This window comes from Bacillus silvicola, assembly GCF_050524305.1.
Classification (GTDB): Bacteria; Bacillota; Bacilli; order Bacillales; family Bacillaceae_G; genus Bacillus_A; species Bacillus_A cereus_AT.
The window spans coordinates 335,135-361,339 of sequence record NZ_JBNGVC010000001.1 but is presented as its reverse complement, the minus strand read 5'-3'; the positions used below and the strand labels follow the sequence as shown (position 1 = coordinate 361,339).

The following is a 26,205-nucleotide window of genomic DNA, read 5'->3' as shown; positions in this document are numbered from 1 at the left end:
GTAAAAATCCCCCTTGTATATAATGAGGGGGATTAAATATTTGAAGTGAATTTTTTGTTAGCGAGTTGTTCTATAAAAAATGTTCCTTTTTCAATTGCAGTCTCAATATAACCAACGATTTGATCAAATGAAAACACTTGTAAGTTTTCGTGCAAGTGTTGCTCAGGGTATAGCATATCTTCAAAAAGGTATTTTCGAAAAGCTAAAACGTTTTCTTTAGAAACTTCTTCGATATCCACAATGTGAGCCTCTTGATTGAGAAGAGAGAAGAGTTGTTGTCCTTTATCGTAATGATGAAGCAACTTTGCGTTCAACAATTTAAAATCGTTATAGTACATAGGAGCGATAGTTTTGTCATTTTCTATTCTATTTTTTAGCCAAGGTAGAAAAAATCCACTTAGCCAATTATCATCGGCAATCAGGTGGGTATAATAGCCTAAGAGGAAAGGGGAATCCATATGAACTTTATATTTATGAAAAAAAGAATTGAAATCTATCCTTCTCGTATAGTTCTTCGTTGTGCCAGCGTAAAAATGTGAGGTTCCTTTTTCTTCTTTTGAATGCACCGCATCAGGGGCTACACCTCCAAGTAAGAAAGACGCTTTATCTTGAATAGATAGTTTCTCTGCAATACCGTTAGCGATAATAACATGCATAATTCGTGATCCCATGAATAACACCTCTATTTCAAGTATTCACTCTAGGGAGCTGTCTGAACGTTTAGTATTACTTTCCCTGTACTTTGTCTACTTTCGACCCATTCATGTGCTTTCCCTGCGTCTTGAAGAGGAAAAGATTTCGTAGCTTTAATTTGCAACCTTCCATCACGTAAATAACGGAAAACTTGATTCGCAGTTTCTTGAAGCAATTCAGGACGTTTTTTCCGTGTAGTGCCAAAGCTGAAACCGAGTATAGAACGGCAACTTGCGTGTAAATCTTTCGTTTGAAAACTACCAACTTCTCCGCTAGCATTGCCGAAATGGACGAGACGACCGTAATAGGCAAGGCATTCTAAACTTCTTTCGGACACAGTACCAGAAATAGAATCTAAAACAATATTAACGCCTTCTCTGTTTGTAAGCTGATTTACCCTCTCTACAAAATCTTCATCTTGATGACAAATAACATAATCAGCGCCAGCATCTAAAGCAATTTTTCTTTTTGCTTCACTTCCGACAGTCCCGATTACTTTTTTAGCCCCTAATAATTTTGCGAGTTGAATCGCGGTAGTACCAATTCCTCCAGCAGCTGCATGAATTAGAACAGATTCACCTTGTTGAAGTCTTGCAACATTTGCAAGTAAATTGTAGCTTGTAAAAGATACGATAGGGCAAGCGGCTGCAGTTTGGAAATCAACTTCATCAGGTAATACGAAAGTAAGCTTTTCATTTGCAACAACATATTCAGCGTAAGAACCATTTTGAGGAAAAGTAATGACTCGTTGGCCAGGATAAATGTTTTTTACATGAGAACCTACGCGTTCTACAATACCAGCTGCATCTATCCCTGGGATAAAAGGTAAGGCTTTGTTTCCTTTTTTGCCATAACGTGATTTAATATCGGCAAAATTAACACTAGTAGCAACAACGCGAATTAAAACTTGATTATCTGAAATTGTAGGAATATCCATGTCTGTATATTTCAACACTTCAGGACCACCGAATGAAGTTACAACGATAGCTTTCATATACATCCTCCTAAATTTGACTATATAAATTATTTTAAATCTTCATTAGGAATTGGAAAATTATATAATTGTTATGCAAGGCTATAAGTGAAGCTTATGAACTCATTGGATTATTATATTAATGTATATAAAAAAATTGAAAAAATCGAACGAAATATCAATTACTTGCCAATATATAGTGTATGACAAGGGAGGGAAGGTACATGAAGGATGAAACGGTGTATACAGATTTAATCCAATTAACTTTATCAGGCAATAAAGAAGCATATAGCGAATTGTATGATAAAACGATTCAAGAAGTATATAAGACAGCACATTTTTTAATAGAAGATAAAACGGATGTAGATGATATCGTTCAGGAAATATACATACAGCTATATGAATCGCTTCGTAAATATGATAGCGAGAAGCCATTTCGTCCTTGGCTAATTGGACTTGCAATTAAACAAATTCATTCTTATAGAAGAAAGAGATGGATGCGACTGCGAATTGTAAAAAAAGCAGAAGAGCAAAGAAAACCAGTACAAATGGATTTTTCTAGCGATGTTGTAAGTAAACTATCAAATCAAAAACTAATCGAACTCATTCATAAATTGCCGTATAAATTGAAGCAAGTTATTATTTTGAGGTACTTACACGATTACTCACAAGAGGAAGTAGCACAAATATTACATATTCCAATCGGTACTGTGAAATCTAGAATCCATGCCGCATTAAAGAAACTACGTCAAAAAGAGCAAATAGAAGAAATCTTTTTAGGAGAGGTAGGGAATGTGAAATGAGTTTAGATTGTAGAGTTAGAGAATCTATACAAGAAGAAGCGAAGGGGATTGTTGCCCCGCCAGAGTTAAAAGAAAAAGTAATCGTTCAAATAAAAATGAAGAGCGGGGGGAGTAAAAAGAAGAAGCGCCTCATCGCTGGGGTGCTTGCAGCCGCATTTTTAATTCCGACAACTGGTTTTGCTTATCAATCTATTATGGCGGATGGTATATACGGGTCGTTTGAAAATTTAAAGAAGCATGCCGGAGCTATAACATTAGAAGGATACATGCGTTTTAATGCAAAGTTATCACAAGCGAAAGACGAAATGGGTGCAAAGGAATATGAAGAGTTTTCAAAAGAACTAAAGAAATTAACAAATGCAAAGCTTGAGTATGGGGATTCGAACGGTAATATTGATTATGATCAATTATCACCAGCTAAAAAAGAGGAATTGAAAAAGGTAGAAATGGAGCTTCAGCCGTATTTTGATAAATTAAATGGTCATAAATCTAGTAAAGAAGTATTAACTCCTGAAGAGTATGAACAATATATGGAAGCATTAATGGCGTATCAAACCATATTGGTAAAAACGAAATCGAGTGGCGGAATAACAGCAGACAAAGTACCTGAGGCGTACAAAGAAAAATTTATTAAAGCAGAACAGTTTATGGAGTATGTAGATGAAAAGGTGAGATAAGTAAAAAGCTCATAGCTTTAGCTTAGAGCTTTCCTTATTGAAATGTAAATATATTAACCACCTATTCCTTTTGCTAGCAATAAGAAATATACAAATACTAGTATTACCCCATTTAATGCCGTACCAACTATTTTAAATAGCCAATTCTTTGATGAGATCGCAAAAATAATACCGAGTAATGAAAAAATACTTAGAAGCACAATAATTAATGTTAAATTCGCATTAGGTCCTCTTAAAATAAAGAAAGAACATATACTTGCGATAAACGTTAGAAACGAGAAAGTCCCTAATTTCATAATAAGTCCCCCTTGTTTGAAAGGTATTTTGATTTAGTTCACGATTCCCTTTAATTTAACATAAAATTCCTGTTACATATTAAATATATGAATAATAAAAAAACGAGTATAAAATCTACGGGATTTCATACTCGTTTTGCTATTATTTAAATTTCCTTACGGCATATATAGCGACCTTTACAAGTAATATCGCAATTATAAATAAGCCGCCGTAACTAACGATACTTAAAAATTGGTCATCAGTTATATTTTTTCATATTCGCATTGTCCTTTTGGATAAAACAATCTAAAAGTGAGTAACCAGCTATTAAGCTAATAATGGTAACGAAAGTTGTATTTACAAGAATAATATTAGTTAAATAGGGTAGGTATTTGCCAACTGGTGAAAAGAGTAGAGCAGGAGAAAAGGAAATTAATATTGTAGGGACTGTAATAGCGATAAACTTATCCGGCTGAAAGCCCCAGTTGTGTTTACTTGTTTCGTGATTAATGGATTGAAGGAATCGTAATAAAATGCCGACCAAAAGAGGGAAGAGTGTATAGTAGAATAACCTTGGATAAAAGTTAAAGTTCACTTGCGCATCTGTTTCTAAATAAAATTGAATTTTCACTCCTACAAATAATAATAAGATGATAAATAATGTAAAGCAGAGGTAAAGTATCACTTTTTGCATTCCATTCCACCATCCTTTACTAAAAATATATTCAAGGAACGAAGATATATACGAAAACTGCGTTGTATATATCTTCGTTTTCAATTAGTTAGTTGTGGATTTTGTTTGTTTCGTTAAGTAATCAATAATGCCCATTGCACTAATTTCTATATCTAGATGTAAAATGTTATAAACGGAATGATTTGATGGAACGTTTAACTTTGTAAGATGAGAAGAGATTTTATCCATTAATAAAGTTTGCAAAGCTTTAGTCGCTTCATCGAAATCATTATACTTTTCAAAGACCTCTTTACCAGTACCAACGAAAATAGGTAACCAATGTTCAAGTTGGTTATATACTTCTGTAACATTGGATGATGCGCCGTAATGACCGAAATAAATAGTATCTACATTCATACTTTGAATATGATTTTTAGAAGCAATCATCGCATCTGGCTGGAATTGTGAAGGAGACGTTGATGGTAGATATAGTTCTACATCAAGACCTGCGAGTTCTCTATAATAAATTCCTATTGTATCGCCAGTAAAAATGCCGTTTGTTAATGAATCATGAATGCTAATATGGTGCTTCGCATGTCCCGGTGTATCGTAAAATGTAAGTGTACGGTCTTCTGAAATTTTTAACGTATCACCATGTTGTACAATACGAACACGTTCTTCTTCAATTGGAAGAATGGGATCAAAAAGTTTATCAAAATCTTCTTTGTACACAGCTTTTGCACCTAAAATGAGTTTTGTTGGATCAATCATATGACGAGCACCGCGAGAATGCACAAATAAAGTAGCATTTGGGCATTTTTCCATCATTAGCCCAGCTGCGCCTGCATGATCTAAATGAACATGTGTAACAATGATGTTTTTTACATCTTTTAAATCAATATGTAATTGTTGTAAGCCATCTAAAATGTAAGGAAGAGAAGGGGCTGCACAAGTTTCAATTAAAGTAATTTCGTCACCTAATAAAACGTACGTACCTGTTCGTTCAATATGTTGTAAGTCGTAATCATCAATAAGATATAGGTGAGAAGATAATTGTTCTACTTTTTTCATCTTTACCACTCCTTATATACTTTTATGTTTTTTATTATACGCTAAAAATGCAAAAAGGCAGAAAACGAAACCTCGTCTTCTGCCTTTTTGTAATGTAGTTATTTCGTTTGATCTTTATTTATAGACATAACGAACAGTCCGACAATACCTCCAACTATTGGAAGCATAATCTCTCCTGCTAAATTAAAGTAGGAGCTTAAGAATAAACCATTTACATCGATTACCCAACCAGTAACATACAATAACATCATATATAGTACGAAATAAAACTCGCGATTTGAAATCGTTTCATGTTGTGCAGTTTTCATAATGAACACCATCCTTTTCTTTTATAATGGAAATATAAACTGTCACATTTTGTTCACAATTCAATTGTAAAACTTTCCAACATAAAAGTCTAGTATATTGTGTCGAATTTTTGAACAAAAATAAAGCGCTATCATTTCAGTGTGTAAGTACGTAATAAGAGCTGTATATTCACGAATGTAGTATAGTAAAAACATAGAATGATAATGAAGAGAGGGGTAGGAACAATGACAGTTTATGATTTTTCAGCTAAAACAATAACAGGAGAAGATAAATCGTTAAAAAATTATGAAGGAAAAGCACTGCTTATTGTAAATGTAGCTAGCAAATGTGGTTTTACACCGCAATATAAAGGATTACAAGAAGTATATGATAAATATAAAGATCAAGGATTAGAAATACTAGGTTTCCCTTGTAATCAATTTGGAGGACAAGAACCGGGAACAGAAGCTGATATTACTAGTTTTTGTGAATTAAACTATGGTGTAAACTTTCCGATGTTTGCAAAGATTGATGTGAAAGGTGATAAGGCTCATCCTCTGTATACATACATGACAGAACAAGCACCAGGTTTACTTGGTATGAAAGCAGTGAAATGGAACTTTACGAAGTTTCTAATTGGAAAAGACGGGAAAGTAGTAGGGCGTTTTGCGCCGCAGACGAAGCCGGTGGATTTAGAGGTTGAGATTGAAAAGGTACTTGGGGAATAACTAGGAGTTTCACTTTATTAAAAAACGCCTCAAAGAACTACTTTGTTCTTTGAGGCGTTTTCTTTAAACTCACATTATCAAGATTAAATCACTGAATGGAAGTCATTTGATTTAGGCGGAGAAGCTGCTTTTTTCATAAGCAATTCCCATAAGTGTACGGATTTCTTCCATTCGGCTGTGGTCTGTCCCTTTTGATACATAGCGTTCTCATAGCTGAAAGTAAGTTGTTGCATATCGGCCGAGTTGTAAAGTGTATCGATGCGAAGAGCGTATTCTCGGAATGTTTGACTTTCATCCCGTGGTATGCCGATTCTCGCAAATTGTTTTAAAAGTGCACTGTAAGCTTTTTGATAAACAGCATCATCTTTTCGGTATTTATAGAAAAGAATAATAAAAAATGTAATCCATTTCATTCTAGTAGTGAAGAGAATGTATCCTATAATACTAATCGGTATCGTAGAGAGGAATACGTACCACCAAGAAATCCTATTTTTAGAATTTGTAATCTTTTTAGTAGAGGCTTCCTCTGTAGTTTCTATTAAATTTTTGAGTTTTGCTTCATTGTTCCGCTCTTGCATTTGCGCGTTTTGAGAATTAGTTTCTTCGCTATTTTGTGAAGTAGGAGCAGGAGTATTATTTGTGAAATTATAGGGATTTGTAAATCCTTTTGTTGGTTCGAATGGAATCCACCCGTATCCTGGAAAATATACTTCGACCCAAGAGTGTGCGTTATCGTTCGCGATTTTATAAACATTCTCACCTTCAGCACTAGCACTTGTATTCTGGGGAGTTCCTTCTGTAAATCCTTTTACCCAGCGAGCGGGAATTCCGGCAGAACGAAGTAGCACAATCATAGATGTTGAAAAATTATTACAGTAGCCGCTTTTCGTATCGAAAAGGAATTGATCTACATAATCTTGGTTTTTGTCAGGAAATAAGACATTCGTTGTTTCGTATACAAAAGAGTTGTCTGTGAAGTACTTTTCAATAGCTAATACTTTATCATACTGGTTGTCTTTATCATTTGTAAGATTGGCAGCCAAGTCTTTTACTCGCTGTGGTAATGATTCGGGAAGTTGTGTGTACTTTGTCATGAAATAAGAACTTGTTTCATGACCTTCATTCGTTTTTACAGCTTTCAAGTTTTCTATGGGAAACTCCGGAATCTCATATGTTACTTTATACGAATTTAAAGTAGTAGAAGAGTCTCCGTGCATCGTATAAATTTTTTCTGAAAAGGGGTCAACGCTGTATGATACATCAGAAGAAGCCTCAACTGATATCAATCCCGCTGGATAGGTAAGGTGAGGAGAACTTTTTTGCATGGTGATTGTTGCTTCGGTTGTCTCCGTTTTTGTATTTTGTTCGTACCAGCTTACGACGTCGTTTTTATTTTTAAAAGAAACCTTTTTCGGATTCTCAGAAACTTCCCATCCTTTTCCTGTATAAAAATCTTTCGTTTCTACTCTCCAATATTGTTTATTTTGCGTTTGTGCTGTAAAAACAATTGTATTATCTGCCTTAAAGGGACCACCTAATTGCGAGTCATCTAAACCATACCCAATTGTAGAAACTTTTTGTTCTTTACTTGCTTCGGATGTGTTGAATTTTAAAAAATCTATTGGATTTGGCCATTGAGGGCCAAATTTTGGAGCAAAGTATGCGACGGTTGCTGACAATACAATAAATAGTGTAAGAGGTTTAAGTAATTTCGAGATTTCTCTAGCATAATTTTGTAAGTGTTCCATCTCTTTTATTCGTTCAATTTGAAGAAGACTAAGCATAAAAAAGCCGATGACAACAGTACGAATGATAGCGTAGTTTGCATTGTATAAATGTAAGTTATGAAAAGTTGTGATATAAATAATAGTCAATACAAGAAATAACAACCCACGTTTTTTATGAATCATCCAAAAAGAGATGAAAGAACTCAAAAACCAAAATGATAGAAAAAATAAAAATGTTGGAAAAACTGGAGAAATATCTAGCAAATTCCCTTGAAATAACAGGGAGGAATTTCGAGAAATATCAGAAAAAAATTTTGTTAGCCAAGATGGATTTATAAAAGCATTTTTATAATACAAGAAATGAATGATGAATAAGATCGTGACGATCTTTATTGGAATCTGCCACCTTGTTTGAAAAAAAGAGAGTGTGAAGCAAATTCCTATAAATATTACAAAAATATCTAATCTACCTACGTTTGTAATACCTATAAGGGGTCTTAGCCATTCTAGTAAAAGTAGAAGTGCACATACATGCATGAAGAATCTGCTCATATCCCATTTGTATTTTGTTCGTAATGTTATCATTTGCTCACCTCAAAAAACACGTTTGTATACCGGTTTTCATAAACCGCATTTACAAATATTTTTCGTTTTTGTAGAGTTTCTAGAATACTTAGTTCTCGATGTGAGAGTTGATTCGCTTTTTCTTTCACGACAAACACCATTAATTTTCTATTTTTAATAGCAGCATAGTCGGCCGCCTTTTGAATATCGGGAGAAAGGTCGCTTGTCACGAGTATAATCGTTACGGGCTCATAAATTTTTCTTAATTCCATTTCTACACTCTGGGAGAGCGGGAATACACTGTCTGCTTGTACTTTCGCTAAATGACAAAAGATTTGTTGTAACTGCGTATCTCCATTGTCTAAAGGGAAAAAAGTTCGTTCTTTTCCGACAGACACGAATGACGCTGGTGAATTTTGCTTCAAGACAGCCCTCACAATAGAGGCAGTAAACGTTACGACTGATTCGAATAAAGAAGATGGGGTTCTGTCCATGAATATCATGATATTATGGCTGCGCTGTTGTTCAAACTCTTTCGTCATAATATTGTTTGTTCGTGCAGTTGCTTTCCAATCAATCCATGAAAAGCGGTCACCAGGTTTATATTCTCTGACACCGACAGAGACTGTAGAGTCTTTTGCTAAATTTATATTTGCTGAAAGCGCTCCTTGTTCGAAATGATTTTCCAATTGTCGATACGTTATATCTACATACTGAGGATAGACTAAAAATGTATCTGGAACTGAAAAAGTTACTTCTTTCTCTATCATACCGAATAGATCACCAGTTTTGACACGTACGCTTGAAAAAGCGTGCTCTCCTCTAGGGATTGTGTCAATAGTATATTGAAACGAAATATTTCGTTTTAATCCTGGAAAGAGTATGACCTTATTCATCTTTGTTTGTATACAACTTGTAAAATGTGGTGGCAGTTCATCTTCTATAACTAAATAAAGTAAGGGGAAAGGAAATTTTCTTTTTATTGTAATGGTGCTTACAAATGGTTCTCCAGCTACATAATCGTTTTGATTTGTTATTCGTTTTACTTCAGCGCCCCGTAAAGTATAGAAGGGGAGTAGTAGTGAGTAGAGGCCAATAGGAATCATACTATAAAACAGAAACCAACTTACAAATCCTCCTTGAAGCATAGCGTATACAAATGTTAAGACTAGGCATAACGGAATGAATGATAACTTAGTAAAATGATATAGTACTCGTAGTATCCGTTTCATCAAAGGTTCATCTTTCTTTGAGTAGGAACGGTAGTTCGTGCAACGATTTTGGCGATAACTTGTTCTCCTGTTATTCCTTCAAATCTTGCTTCCATTTTTAGAATGAGTCTGTGTGCTAAAACGTAAGGAGCTAAAAATTTAACATCGTCTGGAATAACATAATTTCTGCCATGGATGAATGCATAAGCCTGTGAAGCTTTCATTAAAGCAATTGAGCCGCGTGGACTTGCACCTAGCTGTATAGAACTGTAAGAACGAGTCTGACTAACAAGCTTTACAATGTAATGCTTGATTGCTTTGTCCATGCTTATATCCCGTATGCTTTGTTGTAAATAAAGCAATTCTTTTATTGTAGTAATAGCTTGTAAATGAGAGAGTGGATTTGTTTTTTCCATCCGGTTTAAAATTTCAAATTCTTCTTCAGGTGTAGGATATCCCATTCTTAGCTTTAACAAGAAACGATCGAGTTGAGCTTCTGGTAAAGGATATGTTCCCTCATATTCGACCGGATTTTGTGTAGCCATTACAAAGAACGGTTTTGGTAATGGTCTAGTAATGCCATCTATTGTGATATTGCCTTCTTCCATACTTTCAAGTAAGGCAGATTGTGTCTTTGGAGATGTACGATTAATTTCATCAGCAAGTATAAAATTCCCCATGATTGGCCCAGGCTTGAACTCAAATTGGAGCTCTTTTGGATTGTAAATAGAAACACCTGTTACATCTGACGGCAGTAAATCAGGTGTGAATTGAATTCGCTTGTAATCGGCATCAATGGATTTAGAAAGAGCACGTACTAGAATTGTTTTCCCGACACCAGGAACATCTTCCAATAGTACATGACCTTCAGCTAAGAGAGCTGTCAAAGCTAAAATCGTTTCTTTTCGTTTCCCGACCATTAATCTTTCAATATTGTTAATTATTTTTTCTACAATGGGATGTAATGAATCAAGCTGTGGCATCGTAATCCTCCTAATTTTATTATCGTTTTCTAATTTATTTAGTAGAAAATAGAATTTATCCCTCTATTTGCGGGTAGTAAAACTCTTATCTTGAATTCTGGGAATATTCAGATTATTTATTCCGATTACAACTAGTATAATTGTTTCCGTAACCAAGGGCAATACGGTAAATAATGATTTCTACTCTTATGTAAAATATGTCTTGATATAAAGTAATATCGTTGAAGAAAATAAATTCCTTACATACAATTTATAATCGTTTCCTTATAGTAGTTTTGAAATAATATCAAAACTCTATTTAATATATTTATAGAGAAAAACGTAGGAACTTTTCCTGCGTATTTTTTTTGCAAAAAAGATTAATCCCCCAAATACTATTCTCCTAATAATCAGGATTGACCATAAACCTTCACAAGGGAACAAAGTAACCTTTGTATACGAAGATTTTCTTTCGAGCTTATTTTTTATGAATTTTTGACAATCTCTTGAACTGTGCGAAATGTCACATCTGTATTTTACAACCTCTCTTATAGTAAGGGTATGTAAGAGAGACGTATTAAGGGAGTGAACAGTATGAAGAAGAAACCTTCAGCACTAATGAGACGTTTAAAATATTTTTCACCAATAGATCGTTATAACGATAATCATACACAAGAAACATATGAAGATCGCGAATGGGAGAAGGTGTACAGAAAGCGTTGGCAACATGATAAAGTAATCCGCTCTACACACGGTGTGAACTGTACTGGTTCTTGTAGCTGGAACATTTATGTGAAAGATGGAATTGTAACGTGGGAAGGGCAAGAGCTTAACTATCCAACGACAGGTCCTGATATGCCTGATTTTGAACCACGAGGATGTCCGCGTGGAGCAAGTTTTTCTTGGTACATTTATAGCCCGCTTCGTGTGAAATATCCATACGTACGTGGTGTTCTTTGGAGTATGTGGCAAGAGGAATTACAAAATAATGAGTCACCATTAGATGCTTGGAAAAGCATTGTGGAAAACCCTGAAAAAGCACGTACGTATAAGCAGGCGCGTGGTAAAGGGGGATTCATTCGTGCGAATTGGGATGAAGTGTTACAACTCGTTTCTGCTTCTTTACTTTACACAGTAATTAAATATGGTCCAGACCGAAATGTTGGTTTTTCGCCAATTCCAGCTATGTCGATGTTAAGTCATGCTGCTGGTAGCCGTTTTATGCAACTTATGGGTGGACCAATGCTTAGTTTCTATGATTGGTATGCAGATTTACCACCAGCTTCTCCGCAAATTTGGGGTGATCAAACTGATGTACCAGAAAGTAGTGACTGGTACAACTCTGGTTACATTATGACATGGGGTTCAAATGTACCGATGACGAGAACACCAGATGCACACTTTTTAGCTGAGGTTCGATATAAAGGAACGAAAGTCGTTTCTGTAAGTCCTGATTTCGCTGAATCTACAAAGTTTGCGGATGATTGGATTAGTGTGAAACAAGGTACAGACGGTGCACTTGCGATGGCAATGGGGCACGTGATCTTACAAGAATTTTACGTAGATAATCAAGTGGAATACTTCACAAAGTATGCGAAGCAATATACTGATTTTCCTTTCTTCGTTACATTGAAACAAAAAGGAGATCAATTCGTCGCTGATCGTTTCTTAAATGCTACTGATATTGGACGTGAAACAAAGTTAGGAGAATGGAAGCCTGTTCTTTGGAACGAGAACACGAAAGATTTTGCAACACCTCACGGCACAATGGGGTCACGTTGGGATAATGAAAAGAAATGGAATTTACGTTTAGAAGATGAACAAACAGGTGAAAAGATTGATCCACGTCTTTCTTTACTTGGAATGGAAGACACTGTTGGAACGGTACAAATTCCGTACTTCTCAGATGAGGGAAATAAAGTATTGGAACGTACAATTCCAGTGAAAAAAATTATGACAGAAGAAGGCGAAGTGTTCGTTACAACTGTATACGACTTAACGTTAGCAAATTACGGTGTGAACCGAGGACTCGGTGGACAAGAACCGAAAGATTTCAATGATGACGTACCGTTTACACCTGCATGGCAAGAGAAAATGACAGGAGTGAAACGAGAGCTTATTATTCAAATCGCTCGTGAGTTTGCACAAAACGCAGTTGATACGGATGGGCGCTCGATGATTATTGTAGGGGCCGGTATTAACCACTGGTTTAATTCTGATACGATTTATCGCGCAGTTTTAAATCTTGTTCTTCTCGTCGGGGCACAAGGTGTAAACGGCGGCGGTTGGGCGCATTATGTTGGGCAAGAAAAATTACGACCAGCAGAAGGATGGCAAACAATCGCGATGGCAAAAGATTGGCAAGGGCCACCGAAATTACAAAACGGTACATCTTTCTTCTATTTCGTAACAGATCAATGGCGTTATGAAGATACACCGGTTGGACATTTAGCATCACCAATTGAGGGCAACTCTCGTTATCAACATCATGGTGATTACAATGTATTGGCAGCACGACTTGGTTGGTTACCTTCCTATCCAACATTCGAGAAGAATGGAATTGAATTATATAAAGAAGCTGTTGCTGCTGGTGCAACAACGCAAGAAGAAATCGGAAAATACGTTGCACAAAAACTAAAAGAAAAAGAACTAAAATTTGCGATTGAAGATCCAGATAATAAAAACAACTTCCCGCGCAACTTATTCGTATGGCGTGCCAACTTAATTTCAAGTTCTGGTAAAGGCCACGAATATTTCTTAAAACATTTATTAGGCACAACAAATGGATTAATGAATGACGATAGTGATTCATTACGACCAGAAGAAATTAAGTGGCATGAAGAAGCACCAGAAGGGAAGCTTGATCTACTCATTAATTTAGATTTCCGTATGGCTGGAACAGCGCTCTATTCTGATATCGTCTTACCTGCTTCAACTTGGTATGAAAAGCACGATTTAAGCAGTACGGATATGCATCCATTTGTGCATCCATTTAATCCAGCAATCGGTTCACCATGGGAAGCACGCTCTGACTGGGATATTTTCACTTCACTTTCTAAAGCTGTGTCAGATTTAGCGAAGAAAATTGATCTTGAACCAATGAAAGAAGTTGTTGCAACGCCACTTCTTCACGATACACCGCAAGAATTAGCGCAACCACTTGGCAAGATTAAAGACTGGAGCAAAGGTGAGTGTGAACCGATCCCAGGTAAAACGATGCCGCAAATTCATGTTGTTGAAAGGGATTATAAAACGATTTATGACAAAATGACTGCGCTAGGACCAAATGCCGGAAAACAACCGATTGGTACGAAAGGGATTTCTTGGTCTGCAGAAAAAGAGTATGAGCAATTAAAGAGCCGATTAGGAGTTGTTCGAACGGATTCTATTGCGAGAGGTTGCCCAGACATAAAAGAAGCAATCAATGCTGCTGAGGCGGTATTAACACTTTCTTCTACAACAAATGGTCATATGGCTGTAAAGGCATGGGAAGCACTTGAAAAACAAACAGATCTAAAATTACGTGATTTAGCAGAAGAACGTGAAGAAGAATGCTTCACATTCGAACAAATTACAGCACAGCCTAAAACAGTAATTACTTCTCCGGCCTTTACAGGTTCTGAAAAAGGTGGACGACGTTACTCACCGTTTACAACAAATGTGGAACGTCTTATCCCTTGGAGAACGATAACTGGTCGACAATCTTTCTACTTAGACCATGACATGATGAAAGAATTTGGTGAAACGATGGCAACATTTAAACCAATTCTGCAACATAAACCTTTCCGTAAATCTAGACCTGAAGTAGAAGGAAAAGAAATTACACTAAACTATTTAACACCGCATAATAAGTGGTCGATTCACAGTATGTATTTCGATTCATTACCGATGTTAACGCTGTTTAGAGGTGGTCCAACTGTTTGGATGAATAAAGAGGACGCTGCTGAAGCTGGTGTTGCAGATAATGATTGGATTGAGTGCTTTAACCGTAACGGTGTTGTTGTAGCGCGTGCTGTCGTAACACACCGTATACCGAGAGGAATGGCGTTTATGCACCATGCACAAGATCGCCACATTAACGTGCCTGGTACGAAATTAACAAGCACCCGCGGGGGAACGCATAATAGTCCAACCCGTATTCATGTTAAACCAACACATATGATTGGTGGATATGGCCAATTAAGCTATGGATTTAACTATTATGGTCCGACTGGGAACCAGCGTGACTTAAATGTTGTAATCCGTAAACTGAAGGAGGTAGATTGGCTTGAAGATTAAAGCACAAGTCGGAATGGTAATGAACCTAGATAAATGCATCGGCTGCCATACTTGTAGCGTAACATGCAAAAACACCTGGACAAATCGTCCAGGTGCTGAATATATGTACTTCAATAACGTAGAAACGAAACCTGGAATTGGTTATCCGAAACAATGGGAAGATCAAGAGAAATATAAAGGCGGCTGGGAATTGAAAAATGGTGAAATTCAGCTGAAATCCGGTTCGAAAATGAAACGCCTTATGAATATTTTCCACAATCCAGATCAGCCAACAATCGATGATTACTTTGAACCTTGGAACTATGATTATGAAACATTAACAAATAGCCCGCAACGTAAGCATCAACCAGTTGCTCGTCCGAAATCGGCAATTACAGGCGAATTTATCGACAAAATTGAATGGGGTCCAAACTGGGAAGATGATTTAGCTGGTGGACATATAACAGGATTGCAAGATCCGAACGTAAAGAAAATGGAAGAAGAAATTAAAACAGATTTTGAAAATGTCTTTATGATGTATTTACCACGCATATGCGAACATTGTATGAATCCATCTTGCGTATCTTCTTGTCCATCTGGTGCGATGTATAAACGTGAAGAAGATGGGATTGTTCTTGTGGATCAAAATGCATGTCGTGCTTGGAGGTTCTGCGTATCTTCTTGTCCATATAAAAAAGTGTATTTTAACTGGCAAACGAATAAAGCAGAAAAATGTACAATGTGTTTCCCACGTATTGAAGCTGGTATGCCAACGATTTGTTCGGAAACATGTGTAGGACGTATTCGATATATTGGGGTAATGCTATATGACGCTGACAAAGTGAAAGAAGCAGCTTCTGTTGAAGATGAAAAAGATTTATATGAATCTCAGCTTACTGTTTTCCTAGATCCAAATGATCCAGAAGTAGCAGCTGAAGCGAAAAAACAAGGCATTCCTGAAGAATGGATTAAAGCAGCACAAGAGTCACCAATCTATAAAATGATTATCGATTGGAAAATTGCTCTTCCTCTTCATCCAGAGTACCGTACAATGCCAATGGTTTGGTATATCCCGCCACTTAGCCCAATTATGAATATGGTGGAAGGGAAAGGAAGTAACTGGCAAGCAGAAGAGATTTTCCCTGCTATTGATAATATGCGTATTCCGATTCAATATTTAGCGAATTTACTCACTGCAGGAGATGAATCACATATTCGTCTTACATTGAAAAAAATGGCTGTTATGCGAACGCATATGAGAGCATTGCAAATTAATAAAGAACCAAATGAAGCTGTATTAAAAGAGCTTGGATTAACGAGACAGGATGTAGAAGATATGTATCGTCTTCTTGCTATTGCGAAATATAAAGATCGCTTCGTCATTCCAACGTCTCACCGCGAACAAGTTGCAGATTTATATAGCGAACAAGGAAGCTGTGGCCTTTCCTTCACAGGTGGCCCAGGCTCTTGCACGACAATTTCTTAAATAAAGGGGGCAGAAAATTATGAAACAAAGTTTACAAACTGCTTTTTCTTGTTCTTCTTTTCTTCTCTCCTATCCGGAACTTGGGTGGGGAGAAGCTTTAACTGAATTACAAGAAGAGATTGAAGCGATTGAACAGGAAGACGTTAAAGTAGCACTTACAGCATTTATAAAACAAGCACTAGATAAAACGAATGATCAATTAATTGATTGTTACGTATATACATTCGATTTTGGTAAAAAGACAAATATGTATCTTACTTATATGAACACCGGTGAACAAAGAGAAAGAGGGATTGAATTATTAGAGCTAAAACAGCATTATAAAAAATCTGGTTTTGAAGTAACAGATAAAGAACTACCTGATTATTTACCGCTATTACTTGAGTTTTTTGCAAATGCAAATGAGCAAGATAGTGAACCAATTATGAGTAAATACAAGGAAAATATACAAGCATTGCACGTTCAATTAAAAGACGCAAATAGTATGTATGAACCAATTCTTGCAGCTGTTCTCCTCGCTATCGATGCATGGGGTGTACAGACAAATTAGAAAGGAGAGTTGTCAAAATGATGGATCAATTTCTATGGGTATTGCTTCCCTATATCATTTTTGCAATCTTTATCGGTGGACATATTTTCAGATACAACTATGATCAATTTGGATGGACATCGAAATCTAGTGAACTATTAGAGAAGAAAATGCTCCGAATCGGAAGTCTGTTATTCCACTTTGGGATCATGTTCGTCATTGGTGGTCATGTTATGGGGATTTTAATTCCAGAGTCTGTATACCGTTCAATAGGTATTTCTGAGCATATGTATCATGTAGTAGCAATTAGTTTCGGGCTTCCGGCAGGTGTTGCTTCTATCATCGGTTTAATTATATTAACGTACCGCCGTGTAACAGTAAAACGCATCATTGCAACGAGTACAAAGGGAGATTATATTGCGCTTATTTTATTACTTATCGTAATGCTAGCAGGACTTTCTTCAACCTTTTTAAATATCGACTCAAAAGGGTTTGATTATCGTACAACAATCGGTCCATGGTTCCGAAGTCTCTTTATTTTCCAACCAAAGATTGAATATATGACGGAAGTACCTGTATGGTTTAAAATTCATATTATTGCAGGGCTGGGGCTATTCGCAGTGTGGCCATTTACTAGACTTGTACATGTATTTAGTGCTCCAATTAAATACTTAAGCCGTAGTTATGTAATTTACAGAAGACGTATTCCTAATGAATTGAAAAAATAATACCGCTGTAAACGGATAAGAGTTAACAGCAAACATGAAACGAGGTCTAATGGAAGGCCTCGTCTTTTTTTAGGAAATAGCTGTATGCAAGAAAAAAAGATTAGCATCTAAATTAGATGCTAATCAATGCTACAAACAGAAGCAGAGCAATCTTCACAAGCAATTTCACATTTTAAAAACTGTAAATCGTGAATTGTAATCTTGCCTTTATGGATAGAAATTGTTCCTTGCTTTTTTAATTCATTTAACATTCGATTTACACTTTCGCGTGAAGTTGCACAGAAATTAGCAAGTTCTTGATTTGTTAATGGTAAATCGATGAGAATACCATTTTCCTTTAACACACCATAACTATTTGTCATTCGAATGAGAGTAGAATATAGGGCACCTTTTTTGCCGTGTAATACTAAATCTCGGAATTTCGTTTGCATTCTTCTTAAATGTTCACTAATCCATTTCATAAATTCAAATACAAGAGCGGGCTTTTGGAGTAATGCTTTTTCTAAGGTTTCACGTTTTATAACTCCTACTTCAACATCTTCAAGGCATTTTGAATTTAATAAATACTTTGCATTGTCCGTGAACAATGTTAATTCACCAATAATGTCGTATGCCGAACAAATACGAAGTGTTAATTCTTGCCCATCAGCACTTAGTTTACTAATTTGTACTTTTCCTGAGTGGATGATATAGAGTTCTGTTGCTTCCATACCTTCTTGAAAAATAAAACTTCCTTTTTTAATCTGCATTTTATATTCAACAGATGCAAGTAACTCCTTTAAATCTTGAGATAATGTCATACTGTTTGCCACAGCGATCACCTTTCTTATTTTAAGCAATACATTTCCTATTTTGAATGTAAGTATGATGAAAATGCAAGAGCTATTTTAAAAATAAATTGAAATTTCAATGACCGTAAGGGGAAGAGATTTTCAGTTTTTAGTTTGAAAAATTCAATAGACAAAGTGGATGAGATTAAAGATGTGAACAAAATTCGAACGGATTTGTGAAGAATTTTTGAATGGGGAAAGTAATGTGAGAAAAGTCACATTGAATATGTAGCTTCTTTTTTATAATGAAGGCAAATAAAAAAATTGAAAGCTTACTAAGGATTACAGCAGAAAAGAAGGGATATAGATGCACGAGAACATGAAAGATTCTTTAGAACGGCCACTTCAAGATTTACGTATTTCAGTTATTGACCGTTGTAATTTTAGGTGCACATACTGTATGCCAGCTGAAGTGTTCGGACCAGATTACGCTTTTTTACAGGAAGAGTTTTTATTAACGTTCGATGAAATAGAAAGATTGGCGAGATTATTTATAAGTATGGGAGTGGAAAAAATTAGGCTTACTGGCGGTGAACCTTTGTTGCGTAAAGATTTACCGAAGTTAATTGCAAGACTTGCAAAGCTAGAAGGCTTAAAAGATATTGGACTCACAACAAACGGTATTCATTTAGCAAAACAAGCAAGGGCGTTAAAAGAAGCGGGATTAAAACGTGTAAATATTAGTTTAGATGCGATAGAGGATTGTGTCTTCAAAAAAATTAATGGACGAAACGTAAGCACAAAGCCTGTATTAAAAGGAATTGAAGAAGCAAAGAACGTAGGGTTAGAAGTAAAGGTAAATATGGTCGTAAAAAAAGGAATGAATGATAGTCAAATTCTTCATATGGCTCGTTACTTTAAAGAACAAGAAATTCAGCTCCGCTTTATAGAGTTTATGGATGTGGGCAGTACAAACGGCTGGAACTTTGAACAAGTTATTACGAAGGAAGAATTAATTGAGAAAATTAATCGTGTGTATCCAATTGAGCCTGTTAAGCCTCGTTACTTTGGAGAAGTTGCGAAATTGTATCGATATGTAGGGAGTAATGCAGAAGTTGGATTTATTACTTCTGTTTCTGAGTCATTTTGTTCTTCTTGTACGAGAGCCCGTATTTCGGCAGACGGTAAGTTTTTTACGTGCCTATTTGGAGCGAAAGGAACGGATTTGCGAACGCTTCTTCGAGAAAATATTTCTGACGCCTCATTATTAAAAATTTTACAACATACATGGCGATATAGAACAGATCGATATTCAGATGAAAGAACGGTTGAAAGTACAAGTAAACGTCCAAAAGTTGAAATGTCTTACATTGGTGGATAGTGAAAGGAGGATTTCTTATGCAAGAGCGTTATTCAAGACAAGTGTTGTTTTCTGGAATTGGTGAAATGGGACAAAGAAAAATAAGAGAAAAGCATGTGCTCCTAATCGGTGCGGGTGCACTAGGAGCTGCAAATGCAGAAGCTCTTGTTAGAATGGGAATTGGGAAATTGACAATTGCTGATCGTGACTACGTCGAATGGAGTAATTTACAACGGCAACAGTTATATACAGAAGAAGATGCACAGCAGTGCAAACCGAAAGCAATTGCAGCCGCAGAACATTTAAGAAAGATTAATTCTGAAGTGGAAATTGTACCAGTTGTAACGGATGTCACACTGCAAGAAATAAAAGAGTTAACAAAAGAAGTGGATCTCATATTAGATGCGACTGACAATTTTGATACGCGCCTACTTATAAATGACATTTCACAAAAAGAAAATATACCTTGGATATACGGTGGATGCATTGGAAGTTACGGTGTAACGTATACAATTCTTCCTAGAGAAACACCATGTTTTCGCTGCTTAATGGATCATCCTATGGGCGGAGCAACATGCGATACAGCAGGAATCATTCAGCCAGCTGTACAAATGGTCGTTGCTCATCAAGTAACAGAGGCGATGAAAATATTGGTGGATGATTTCGAGGCGCTAAGAGGGACAATGTTATCATTTGATATTTGGAACAATCAATATCTCTCATTAAAAGTAAATAGACAGAAGAAAAATACATGTCCATCTTGTGGAAATACACGCACGTATCCAAGTTTAACATTTGAAGCACAGATGAAAACGGAAGTGCTATGTGGACGGAATACGGTTCAAATCCGTCCAGGGATAAAACGTGTTCTTCATTTAGAGGAAGTTCAAAAACGATTACAAAAAAGTGTAAATGTCCAAAAAACGTCTTACTTACTATCATTTCTAATTGATGAATATCGTTTCGTTTTATTTACAGACGGTAGGGCATTTATTCATGGAACAAATGATGTGAAAATAGCAAAACGATTATACGCAAAATATATAGGCTGAATAGAAAGTGAGTTTCACTTTCCAAAAACGAGGTGAAAAAAGAATGTTATTAAAACGTAATCCAATTCCAGTGGCAGAAGCAGTTGCACGAGTAATGGAATATGCTTACCAGGGTGAAATAGAAAAGGTTTCTCTTATAGAAAGCTACGGTAGAACGCTTGGAGAAGATGTTATTGCAGATCATGATGTCCCGCATTTTGATCGCTCTCCGTACGACGGGTTTGCGATTCGAGCAGAAGATACGAAAGAAGCCAGTAGCAGTAACCCTATTCAGTTTGAAGTAATTGGTGAAATCGGAGCAGGTTTTGTTTTTACAGAAGAAGTGAAAGCATTTCAAGCTGTCCGTATTATGACAGGAGCCGCAATTCCAGCAGGGTGTAATGCTGTTGTTATGTTAGAGCTAACGGAAGGATTTGAAGAAAAAGAAAAGACTTATATGAAATTAAAACGCTCTTTCGCTTCTGGTGATAACATTTCTTTTAAAGGAGAAGATGTAAAGCAAAATGCTATCCTTGTGAAAAAAGGGACTGTTATTAACGCAGGGGTAGCAGCACTTCTTGCTACGTTTGGTTATAGTTCCGTACATGTTGTAAAACAGCCAGTCATTGGAATTGTAACGACAGGAAGTGAACTGCTCGAAGTACATGAACAATTAAAGCCAGGGAAGATTCGAAATAGTAACTCCTATATGGTAGCTGCTCAAATTGAACGAGCGGGCGGAGTTGTACAGTATTATGGGCAATTCGCTGACGATTTTGAGACGTGTTATAACACTGTGAAAAAAGCGATAAAAGAAGTTGATATATTAATTACAACTGGTGGCGTTTCAGTAGGAGACTATGATTATTTACCGGCTATTTATGAGAAATTACAAGCAAATGTACTTTTCAACAAAATAGCGATGCGACCAGGAAGTGTGACAACTGTAGCTGAGCTAGAAGGAAAACTATTATTTGGTCTATCTGGTAATCCTTCTGCTTGTTATGTCGGTTGTGAATTATATGTTCGACCAGTCATTGAAACATACTTGCATAAGAAAAATCCCCACTTATATCGTGCAGAAGCAATTTTACAGAAAGACTTTCCAAAAGCGAATCCATTTACTCGTTTTGTAAGAGGGAGAGTGGAATTTGTAGATGGCCAATTGAAAGTTACACCAGTCGGTTTAGATAAATCTAGTGCAATTTCTTCACTTGCAGAGACGAATGCATTTATCGTCCTGCCGGGAGGAACGAGAGGATTTGAAGCAGGGATAATTGTTTCGGTATTATTATTGGAATCGAACATGGGAAGTGAGTGGCCATGGGAAGAACCGCTTCGATCATACAAGTAATAGAAAAATAGATTGCTAATTTATACAAAGATAAGAGGTGCAAGATGACACATACGTATTATGAAGTAATTGATACACCTATTTCAATTGAAAGTGTTACTAGCAAAGTAATTCGGCATGAGTGTGGTGCGGTTACTACTTTTATTGGTACTGTTAGGGAATTTACGAAAGGACGTCGTACGCTTTATTTAGAGTATGTAGCTTATAAAACAATGGCGGAAAAACAACTTGAGAAAATTGGTACTGAAGTAGGAGAGAAATGGCCTGGGACATATGTGGCAATTACACATCGCATTGGTACATTGCAAATTTCTGATCTTGCGGTTGTTGTCGCTGTTTCTACACCACATCGGAAAGCGGCCTATGAGGCGAATGAATATATTATGGAGCGTATAAAACAAATTGTTCCGATTTGGAAGAAAGAGTTTTGGGAAGATGGTGAGTCATGGATAGGTGATCAGTTAGAGAAAATAGCATATGTAAATGGCGAGCCTGGAAAGAAGATGAGAATATGATTGAAGTATTATTATTTGCACATTTGCAAGAAGAAGTAAGCAAACCGGCCTTGCACATAGATTGTGAAAATATTACGGTTGCTGAACTAAAGGAAGTTCTGGTTAAGGAATATAACGTAGCAATTTCAAACGAGATTACGTTCGCCATAAATGAAGAGTATGCAAATGAGGATGACATCATTCAAACTGGCGATATTGTAGCGATGATTCCGCCAGTAAGTGGTGGTTGATTCTTTTCAGCCTAATCATGTTAGGACGTGATTAGGCTGGAGAGAATGAATATAACGATGAATACATAGGAGGGAACAGGATGAAAAGTCCTAATTTTCAATTAAGTTTACAAACTTCTAATCTAGTTATCGGTTTTATGGTATGGGTTATCTTATCATCATTAATGCCATATATTAAAGCGGATATTCCATTAACTGCGGGACAAATTTCTATGGTAACAGCAGTACCGGTTATTTTAGGTTCTATTCTTCGCATTCCAATTGGTTATTGGACGAATCGTTACGGAGCAAGAAAATTGTTCTTTATTAGTTTTATACTTTTATTATTCCCTGTCTTTTACATTAGTATTGCCAATTCTATGATGGATTTAATTATTGGTGGATTATTTGTAGGGATCGGTGGTGCTGTATTCTCTGTAGGAGTAACTTCTCTACCGAAATACTTCCCGAAAGAGAGTCACGGTTTTGTAAATGGTATTTACGGTGTCGGTAACGCCGGAACAGCAATTACTTCATTTTTAGCACCTGTAATTGCGACATCAGTTGGATGGAGAACGACAGTACAGTGTTATTTAGTTTTACTTGCAGCATTTGCACTTATGAACTTTTTATTAGGCGATCGTAAAGAAAAAAAGGTGAATACACCATTAATGGAACAAATAAAAGGTGTATATAAAAATGAAAAACTTTGGTTTTTATGTATCTTTTACTTTTTAACATTCGGATCATTCGTCGCATTTACAGTATATTTACCAAACTTTTTAGTGTCTCACTTCGGATTAGAGAAAGTAGATGCAGGCATGCGGACAGCTGGATTCATCGTATTAGCAACAATGATGCGCCCAATTGGTGGTTGGCTCGGTGATAAATTTAATCCATTTAAAATATTAATCTTCGTATTTATCGGTTTAACACTGTCTGGTATTGTTTTATCATTTATGCCTAGTATGAATGTGTATACATTTGGTTGCTTACTAGTTGCATTTTGTGCAGGTATTGGAAATGGAACAATCTTTAAGCTTGTTCCAATGTACTTCTCTGAGCAAGCAGGGATTGTAAATGGGGTTGTGTCAGCTTTAGGTGGACTAGGAGGGTTCTTCCCACCATTAATTTTAACATTACTATTCCAACTGACAGGTCATTATGCAATTGGATTTATGGCGTTATCAGAAGTCGCACTTGCTTGTTTAATCATTACAGTGTGGATGTATAGCCAAGAGAAATTGTTAGTGATGTTAAAGAATCATTAATAAGGAAAAAGAACCGTCCCAAAGTATATTGGGATGGTTCTTTTAGTAATAGGCTTCAACATGTTTTTATTGCTATCTCAACAAACGCTTGTTTTCTAAAAGAATGTGCTTTTAAAATGAAAAACAGAAGGTTTATGGAATTTTATGTTAAAATATAGATGTCAGAAGTTATTCAATTAAAGGGCTGGTTAGTTAAAGGAATCTTAAAATTTTTTCAAAGATCGAACTAATTTTTAGAATGCAAATATTTAATTGGATCGGGGTGCTTAGATGAAAAAACTATATAAGTCCACTAAGGATAAACAAGTATCAGGTGTATTGGGTGGCTTAAGCGACAAGTATGGAATTGATGTAAGTATCCTTCGCATAGTAACTGCATTATCAGCCTTTTTTACTAGTGGATTAACAGTGCTAATTTACATAATAGCTGCAATTGTTTTGCCTACAGATAAAGAAATTAAGGGATAAATTTATGAACTTAAATCTAATTCCACACAATCGGGAACTTTAATGGAACGAGTAGATAAAGGCACTCCGCCTCTTACACGTCTAGGGTACTAGAAAGGGGCTTCGATTTTGGTAGTAAGAATCCAACTGATTTTAGTCAGCTTGCCTCTTTAGGGGTGGGAGTGCATTGCTATCAAGCTAAGGTAACAAGGAAACAGTAAGAATTAGAATCAAAATAAGCTTAGATAACAGCTCTACTTGTCGATGACCTTCATTCTGTTCTGCACTACCGACAGCATTTGATGATTGTTTCTCTAGTCGAGAACTCAGTTTTTTGTCTATTGAAAGTTTCCAAAGTAAAAGCAACAGTACAATTGTTATAAGACTGAAATGAACAAACGAAAAATCCTCATAAAACATTCGGAATATATCGAGAACGAAAATAATAACTTTTGAATTAAACGATGACTATTAATCGCTAACGAATCGATAAATAGTCGCTCCTTTCTAAAAACTATATATTAATCTATATAAAAAATATATCAATAGATTGAGATGTTCCGAAATTTAAAAACATAGGACGGTATCTATAACAAGAAAAAACTTCATATTTTTTAGGGCCAGATTTTTGGGTAAGGCTAATGGATATTGTGAAAAAGTACACTTAAAATAAAGAATACAGTTTAGGTCGATAAGATAAAATTATGAATTTGTATAAATAATCCATAATTTTCTTTATAAGTCATATTTGATATGTTAAAGAAAAGAGAGGGGAGGGAAATGAAATGAGAATTTTTGATGCACATTTTCATATTATTGATTATAATTTTCCGATTATTGAGAACTAAGGATATTTTCCACCCAACTTTGTTGTAGAAGATTATCAGAATGAAACTCCTGATTTGAATGTAATTGGTGGAGTAATTGTATCTGGTTCTTTCCAAGGATTTGACCAAGAATATTTATTAAAGGCAATAAAACAATTGGGTTCAACATTTTGTGGCGTAACACAATTACCTTTTACAGTGACGGACGAAGAAATACTAAATTTAAATGAAAATGGGATAAAAGCATTACGTTTTAATATTAAAAGAGGTGGTTCAGAAGATTTATCGAAGCTGGATTACTTTGCTAGAAGAGTTCATGATTTAGTAGGATGGCATAGTGAGCTTTATATTGATGCAATAGAGTTGCCCGAAATTGCATCCACTATAGAAAAGTTACCAGCTATATCAATTGACCATTTAGGGTTATCAGAAGAAGGTTTAGCACATTTATTAAAACTAGTTGATAAAGGGGTACATGTGAAAGCTACTGGTTTTGGTCGTGTCGAATTAGATGTTGAGAATGCCTTAAAGTCGATTTATGAAGTTAACCCAGATGCACTTATGTTTGGAACAGATTTACCATCTACCAGAGCAAAAAGACCTTTTGAGTATGGAGATATCAAATTGATTCAACAGCTATTTGATGAACAAGCTACCGATAACATCCTGTATACGAATGCTTTTAAATGGTATTTTTGGTACCGTCAGGGGCTACATTTGAATTAAATGTGTCCATATTTAGTAAAGAGTTTAATCCAACTATAATATATTTAGA

Annotated in this window: 24 protein-coding genes and 1 pseudogene; 15 read left to right on the top strand and 10 right to left on the bottom strand. The window is 35.9% G+C overall.

All coding sequences use genetic code 11. The features are described from left to right. Window positions 1–32 precede the first annotated feature (32 nt). Together ACP6L7_RS01820 and ACP6L7_RS01815 are read right to left on the bottom strand one after the other, a co-directional pair. Window positions 33–671 (bottom strand): zinc dependent phospholipase C family protein, encoded by a 639-nt coding sequence (locus ACP6L7_RS01820; RefSeq protein WP_097829660.1) that lies wholly within the window; start codon window positions 669–671, stop codon window positions 33–35. 29 nt (window positions 672–700) lie between these two features. Then, complete coding sequence (locus ACP6L7_RS01815) at window positions 701–1,687, bottom strand: quinone oxidoreductase family protein (RefSeq protein WP_097829659.1); 987 nt, start codon at window positions 1,685–1,687, stop codon at window positions 701–703. 203 nt (window positions 1,688–1,890) lie between these two features. On the opposite strand from ACP6L7_RS01815, the gene ACP6L7_RS01810 reads away from it, so the two are divergent. Beyond that, window positions 1,891–2,469 carry a sigma-70 family RNA polymerase sigma factor gene (locus ACP6L7_RS01810; RefSeq protein WP_097829658.1) on the top strand — a complete coding sequence of 193 codons (579 nt, stop codon included), beginning with the start codon at window positions 1,891–1,893 and terminating at the stop codon, window positions 2,467–2,469. After that, window positions 2,466–3,146 (top strand): DUF3600 domain-containing protein, encoded by a 681-nt coding sequence (locus ACP6L7_RS01805; protein WP_097829657.1) that lies wholly within the window; start codon window positions 2,466–2,468, stop codon window positions 3,144–3,146. Before ACP6L7_RS01810 ends, ACP6L7_RS01805 begins: the two co-directional genes overlap by 4 nt. A 53-nt stretch (window positions 3,147–3,199) precedes the next feature. Here the strand turns inward: ACP6L7_RS01805 and ACP6L7_RS01800 are convergent, their stop codons facing one another. From ACP6L7_RS01800 to ACP6L7_RS01785, 4 genes are all read right to left on the bottom strand, one after another. Then, window positions 3,200–3,442, bottom strand: a complete 243-nt coding sequence (locus tag ACP6L7_RS01800) for a hypothetical protein (protein ID WP_097829656.1) — start codon at window positions 3,440–3,442, stop codon at window positions 3,200–3,202. Window positions 3,443–3,681: 239 nt separating this feature from the next. After that, the gene (locus ACP6L7_RS01795) at window positions 3,682–4,116 is read right to left on the bottom strand and encodes a hypothetical protein (RefSeq protein ID WP_097829655.1); all 435 of its coding nucleotides are present in this window, start codon (window positions 4,114–4,116) and stop codon (window positions 3,682–3,684) included. Window positions 4,117–4,200: 84 nt separating this feature from the next. Further along, window positions 4,201–5,166, bottom strand: a complete 966-nt coding sequence (locus ACP6L7_RS01790) for an MBL fold metallo-hydrolase (protein WP_430528878.1) — start codon at window positions 5,164–5,166, stop codon at window positions 4,201–4,203. A gap of 98 nt (window positions 5,167–5,264) precedes the next feature. After that, window positions 5,265–5,474: a DUF3925 domain-containing protein gene (locus ACP6L7_RS01785; RefSeq protein WP_097829653.1), complete on the bottom strand. Its 210-nt coding sequence runs from the start codon at window positions 5,472–5,474 to the stop codon at window positions 5,265–5,267. Between the two features lie 225 nt (window positions 5,475–5,699). On the opposite strand from ACP6L7_RS01785, the gene bsaA reads away from it, so the two are divergent. Beyond that, complete coding sequence (gene bsaA, locus ACP6L7_RS01780; protein WP_097829652.1) at window positions 5,700–6,182, top strand: glutathione peroxidase; 483 nt, start codon at window positions 5,700–5,702, stop codon at window positions 6,180–6,182. An 83-nt stretch (window positions 6,183–6,265) separates the two neighbouring features. Here the strand turns inward: bsaA and ACP6L7_RS01775 are convergent, their stop codons facing one another. From ACP6L7_RS01775 to ACP6L7_RS01765, 3 genes are read right to left on the bottom strand one after another with little or no spacing between them, the layout of a single operon-like run. After that, a complete protein-coding gene (locus tag ACP6L7_RS01775; protein WP_097829651.1) occupies window positions 6,266–8,494 on the bottom strand; it encodes a transglutaminase TgpA family protein in 2,229 nt (742 codons plus the stop codon). After that, window positions 8,491–9,705, bottom strand: a complete 1,215-nt coding sequence (locus ACP6L7_RS01770) for a DUF58 domain-containing protein (RefSeq protein ID WP_097829650.1) — start codon at window positions 9,703–9,705, stop codon at window positions 8,491–8,493. Before ACP6L7_RS01770 ends, ACP6L7_RS01775 begins: the two co-directional genes overlap by 4 nt. Next, entirely contained in the window at window positions 9,705–10,667 is a 963-nt protein-coding gene (locus ACP6L7_RS01765; protein ID WP_097829649.1) for an AAA family ATPase, read from the bottom strand. Before ACP6L7_RS01765 ends, ACP6L7_RS01770 begins: the two co-directional genes overlap by 1 nt. A 573-nt stretch (window positions 10,668–11,240) precedes the next feature. On the opposite strand from ACP6L7_RS01765, the gene ACP6L7_RS01760 reads away from it, so the two are divergent. The 4 genes from ACP6L7_RS01760 to narI are packed head-to-tail and all read left to right on the top strand — an operon-like array spanning window position 11,241 to window position 17,646. Further along, complete coding sequence (locus tag ACP6L7_RS01760; RefSeq protein WP_097829648.1) at window positions 11,241–14,924, top strand: nitrate reductase subunit alpha; 3,684 nt, start codon at window positions 11,241–11,243, stop codon at window positions 14,922–14,924. After that, window positions 14,914–16,389: a nitrate reductase subunit beta gene (gene narH, locus ACP6L7_RS01755; RefSeq protein WP_097829647.1), complete on the top strand. Its 1,476-nt coding sequence runs from the start codon at window positions 14,914–14,916 to the stop codon at window positions 16,387–16,389. The genes ACP6L7_RS01760 and narH overlap by 11 nt, the downstream gene beginning before the upstream one ends. A gap of 19 nt (window positions 16,390–16,408) precedes the next feature. Continuing rightward, a complete protein-coding gene (gene narJ, locus ACP6L7_RS01750) occupies window positions 16,409–16,939 on the top strand; it encodes a nitrate reductase molybdenum cofactor assembly chaperone (RefSeq protein ID WP_097829646.1) in 531 nt (176 codons plus the stop codon). A gap of 17 nt (window positions 16,940–16,956) precedes the next feature. After that, window positions 16,957–17,646, top strand: a complete 690-nt coding sequence (narI, locus tag ACP6L7_RS01745; protein WP_097829645.1) for a respiratory nitrate reductase subunit gamma — start codon at window positions 16,957–16,959, stop codon at window positions 17,644–17,646. A 119-nt stretch (window positions 17,647–17,765) separates the two neighbouring features. Here narI and ACP6L7_RS01740 read toward each other — a convergent pair whose 3' ends face one another. Continuing rightward, window positions 17,766–18,458, bottom strand: a complete 693-nt coding sequence (locus ACP6L7_RS01740) for a Crp/Fnr family transcriptional regulator (RefSeq protein ID WP_000013863.1) — start codon at window positions 18,456–18,458, stop codon at window positions 17,766–17,768. A 325-nt stretch (window positions 18,459–18,783) separates the two neighbouring features. On the opposite strand from ACP6L7_RS01740, the gene moaA reads away from it, so the two are divergent. The 8 genes and pseudogenes from moaA to ACP6L7_RS01700 all read left to right on the top strand — a co-directional run bounded on the left by moaA (window position 18,784) and on the right by ACP6L7_RS01700 (window position 26,156). Next, window positions 18,784–19,797 (top strand): GTP 3',8-cyclase MoaA, encoded by a 1,014-nt coding sequence (moaA, locus tag ACP6L7_RS01735; protein WP_097829644.1) that lies wholly within the window; start codon window positions 18,784–18,786, stop codon window positions 19,795–19,797. 17 nt (window positions 19,798–19,814) lie between these two features. Beyond that, window positions 19,815–20,828: a molybdopterin-synthase adenylyltransferase MoeB gene (locus ACP6L7_RS01730; RefSeq protein ID WP_097829643.1), complete on the top strand. Its 1,014-nt coding sequence runs from the start codon at window positions 19,815–19,817 to the stop codon at window positions 20,826–20,828. A gap of 43 nt (window positions 20,829–20,871) precedes the next feature. After that, complete coding sequence (locus tag ACP6L7_RS01725) at window positions 20,872–22,161, top strand: molybdopterin molybdotransferase MoeA (protein WP_097829642.1); 1,290 nt, start codon at window positions 20,872–20,874, stop codon at window positions 22,159–22,161. A 44-nt stretch (window positions 22,162–22,205) separates the two neighbouring features. Continuing rightward, window positions 22,206–22,676, top strand: coding sequence for a molybdenum cofactor biosynthesis protein MoaE (locus ACP6L7_RS01720; RefSeq protein ID WP_097829641.1), 471 nt, complete (start codon window positions 22,206–22,208; stop codon window positions 22,674–22,676). Then, entirely contained in the window at window positions 22,673–22,906 is a 234-nt protein-coding gene (moaD, locus tag ACP6L7_RS01715; RefSeq protein ID WP_097829640.1) for a molybdopterin converting factor subunit 1, read from the top strand. The genes ACP6L7_RS01720 and moaD overlap by 4 nt, the downstream gene beginning before the upstream one ends. A gap of 80 nt (window positions 22,907–22,986) precedes the next feature. After that, window positions 22,987–24,156 carry a nitrate transporter NarK gene (gene narK / locus ACP6L7_RS01710; protein WP_016126838.1) on the top strand — a complete coding sequence of 390 codons (1,170 nt, stop codon included), beginning with the start codon at window positions 22,987–22,989 and terminating at the stop codon, window positions 24,154–24,156. Window positions 24,157–24,426: 270 nt separating this feature from the next. Beyond that, window positions 24,427–24,624, top strand: coding sequence for a PspC domain-containing protein (locus ACP6L7_RS01705; protein ID WP_097829639.1), 198 nt, complete (start codon window positions 24,427–24,429; stop codon window positions 24,622–24,624). A 764-nt stretch (window positions 24,625–25,388) separates the two neighbouring features. Further along, a pseudogene (locus ACP6L7_RS01700) lies at window positions 25,389–26,156 on the top strand (amidohydrolase family protein). Window positions 26,157–26,205: the final 49 nt, after the last annotated feature.

What these genes read in the sequence shown, in the direction of transcription:
- ACP6L7_RS01820 (WP_097829660.1), bottom strand. Translation starts at nt 671, where the DNA reads ATGGGATCACGAATTATGCATGTTATTATCGCTAACGGTATTGCAGAG.
- ACP6L7_RS01815 (WP_097829659.1), bottom strand. Translation starts at nt 1,687, where the DNA reads ATGAAAGCTATCGTTGTAACTTCATTCGGTGGTCCTGAAGTGTTGAAA.
- ACP6L7_RS01810 (WP_097829658.1), top strand. Translation starts at nt 1,891, where the DNA reads ATGAAGGATGAAACGGTGTATACAGATTTAATCCAATTAACTTTATCA.
- ACP6L7_RS01805 (WP_097829657.1), top strand. Translation starts at nt 2,466, where the DNA reads ATGAGTTTAGATTGTAGAGTTAGAGAATCTATACAAGAAGAAGCGAAG.
- ACP6L7_RS01800 (WP_097829656.1), bottom strand. Translation starts at nt 3,442, where the DNA reads ATGAAATTAGGGACTTTCTCGTTTCTAACGTTTATCGCAAGTATATGT.
- ACP6L7_RS01795 (WP_097829655.1), bottom strand. Translation starts at nt 4,116, where the DNA reads ATGCAAAAAGTGATACTTTACCTCTGCTTTACATTATTTATCATCTTA.
- ACP6L7_RS01790 (WP_430528878.1), bottom strand. Translation starts at nt 5,166, where the DNA reads ATGAAAAAAGTAGAACAATTATCTTCTCACCTATATCTTATTGATGAT.
- ACP6L7_RS01785 (WP_097829653.1), bottom strand. Translation starts at nt 5,474, where the DNA reads ATGAAAACTGCACAACATGAAACGATTTCAAATCGCGAGTTTTATTTC.
- bsaA (WP_097829652.1), top strand. Translation starts at nt 5,700, where the DNA reads ATGACAGTTTATGATTTTTCAGCTAAAACAATAACAGGAGAAGATAAA.
- ACP6L7_RS01775 (WP_097829651.1), bottom strand. Translation starts at nt 8,494, where the DNA reads ATGATAACATTACGAACAAAATACAAATGGGATATGAGCAGATTCTTC.
- ACP6L7_RS01770 (WP_097829650.1), bottom strand. Translation starts at nt 9,705, where the DNA reads ATGAAACGGATACTACGAGTACTATATCATTTTACTAAGTTATCATTC.
- ACP6L7_RS01765 (WP_097829649.1), bottom strand. Translation starts at nt 10,667, where the DNA reads ATGCCACAGCTTGATTCATTACATCCCATTGTAGAAAAAATAATTAAC.
- ACP6L7_RS01760 (WP_097829648.1), top strand. Translation starts at nt 11,241, where the DNA reads ATGAAGAAGAAACCTTCAGCACTAATGAGACGTTTAAAATATTTTTCA.
- narJ (WP_097829646.1), top strand. Translation starts at nt 16,409, where the DNA reads ATGAAACAAAGTTTACAAACTGCTTTTTCTTGTTCTTCTTTTCTTCTC.
- narI (WP_097829645.1), top strand. Translation starts at nt 16,957, where the DNA reads ATGATGGATCAATTTCTATGGGTATTGCTTCCCTATATCATTTTTGCA.
- moaA (WP_097829644.1), top strand. Translation starts at nt 18,784, where the DNA reads ATGCACGAGAACATGAAAGATTCTTTAGAACGGCCACTTCAAGATTTA.
- ACP6L7_RS01730 (WP_097829643.1), top strand. Translation starts at nt 19,815, where the DNA reads ATGCAAGAGCGTTATTCAAGACAAGTGTTGTTTTCTGGAATTGGTGAA.
- ACP6L7_RS01725 (WP_097829642.1), top strand. Translation starts at nt 20,872, where the DNA reads ATGTTATTAAAACGTAATCCAATTCCAGTGGCAGAAGCAGTTGCACGA.
- ACP6L7_RS01720 (WP_097829641.1), top strand. Translation starts at nt 22,206, where the DNA reads ATGACACATACGTATTATGAAGTAATTGATACACCTATTTCAATTGAA.
- moaD (WP_097829640.1), top strand. Translation starts at nt 22,673, where the DNA reads ATGATTGAAGTATTATTATTTGCACATTTGCAAGAAGAAGTAAGCAAA.
- narK (WP_016126838.1), top strand. Translation starts at nt 22,987, where the DNA reads ATGAAAAGTCCTAATTTTCAATTAAGTTTACAAACTTCTAATCTAGTT.
- ACP6L7_RS01705 (WP_097829639.1), top strand. Translation starts at nt 24,427, where the DNA reads ATGAAAAAACTATATAAGTCCACTAAGGATAAACAAGTATCAGGTGTA.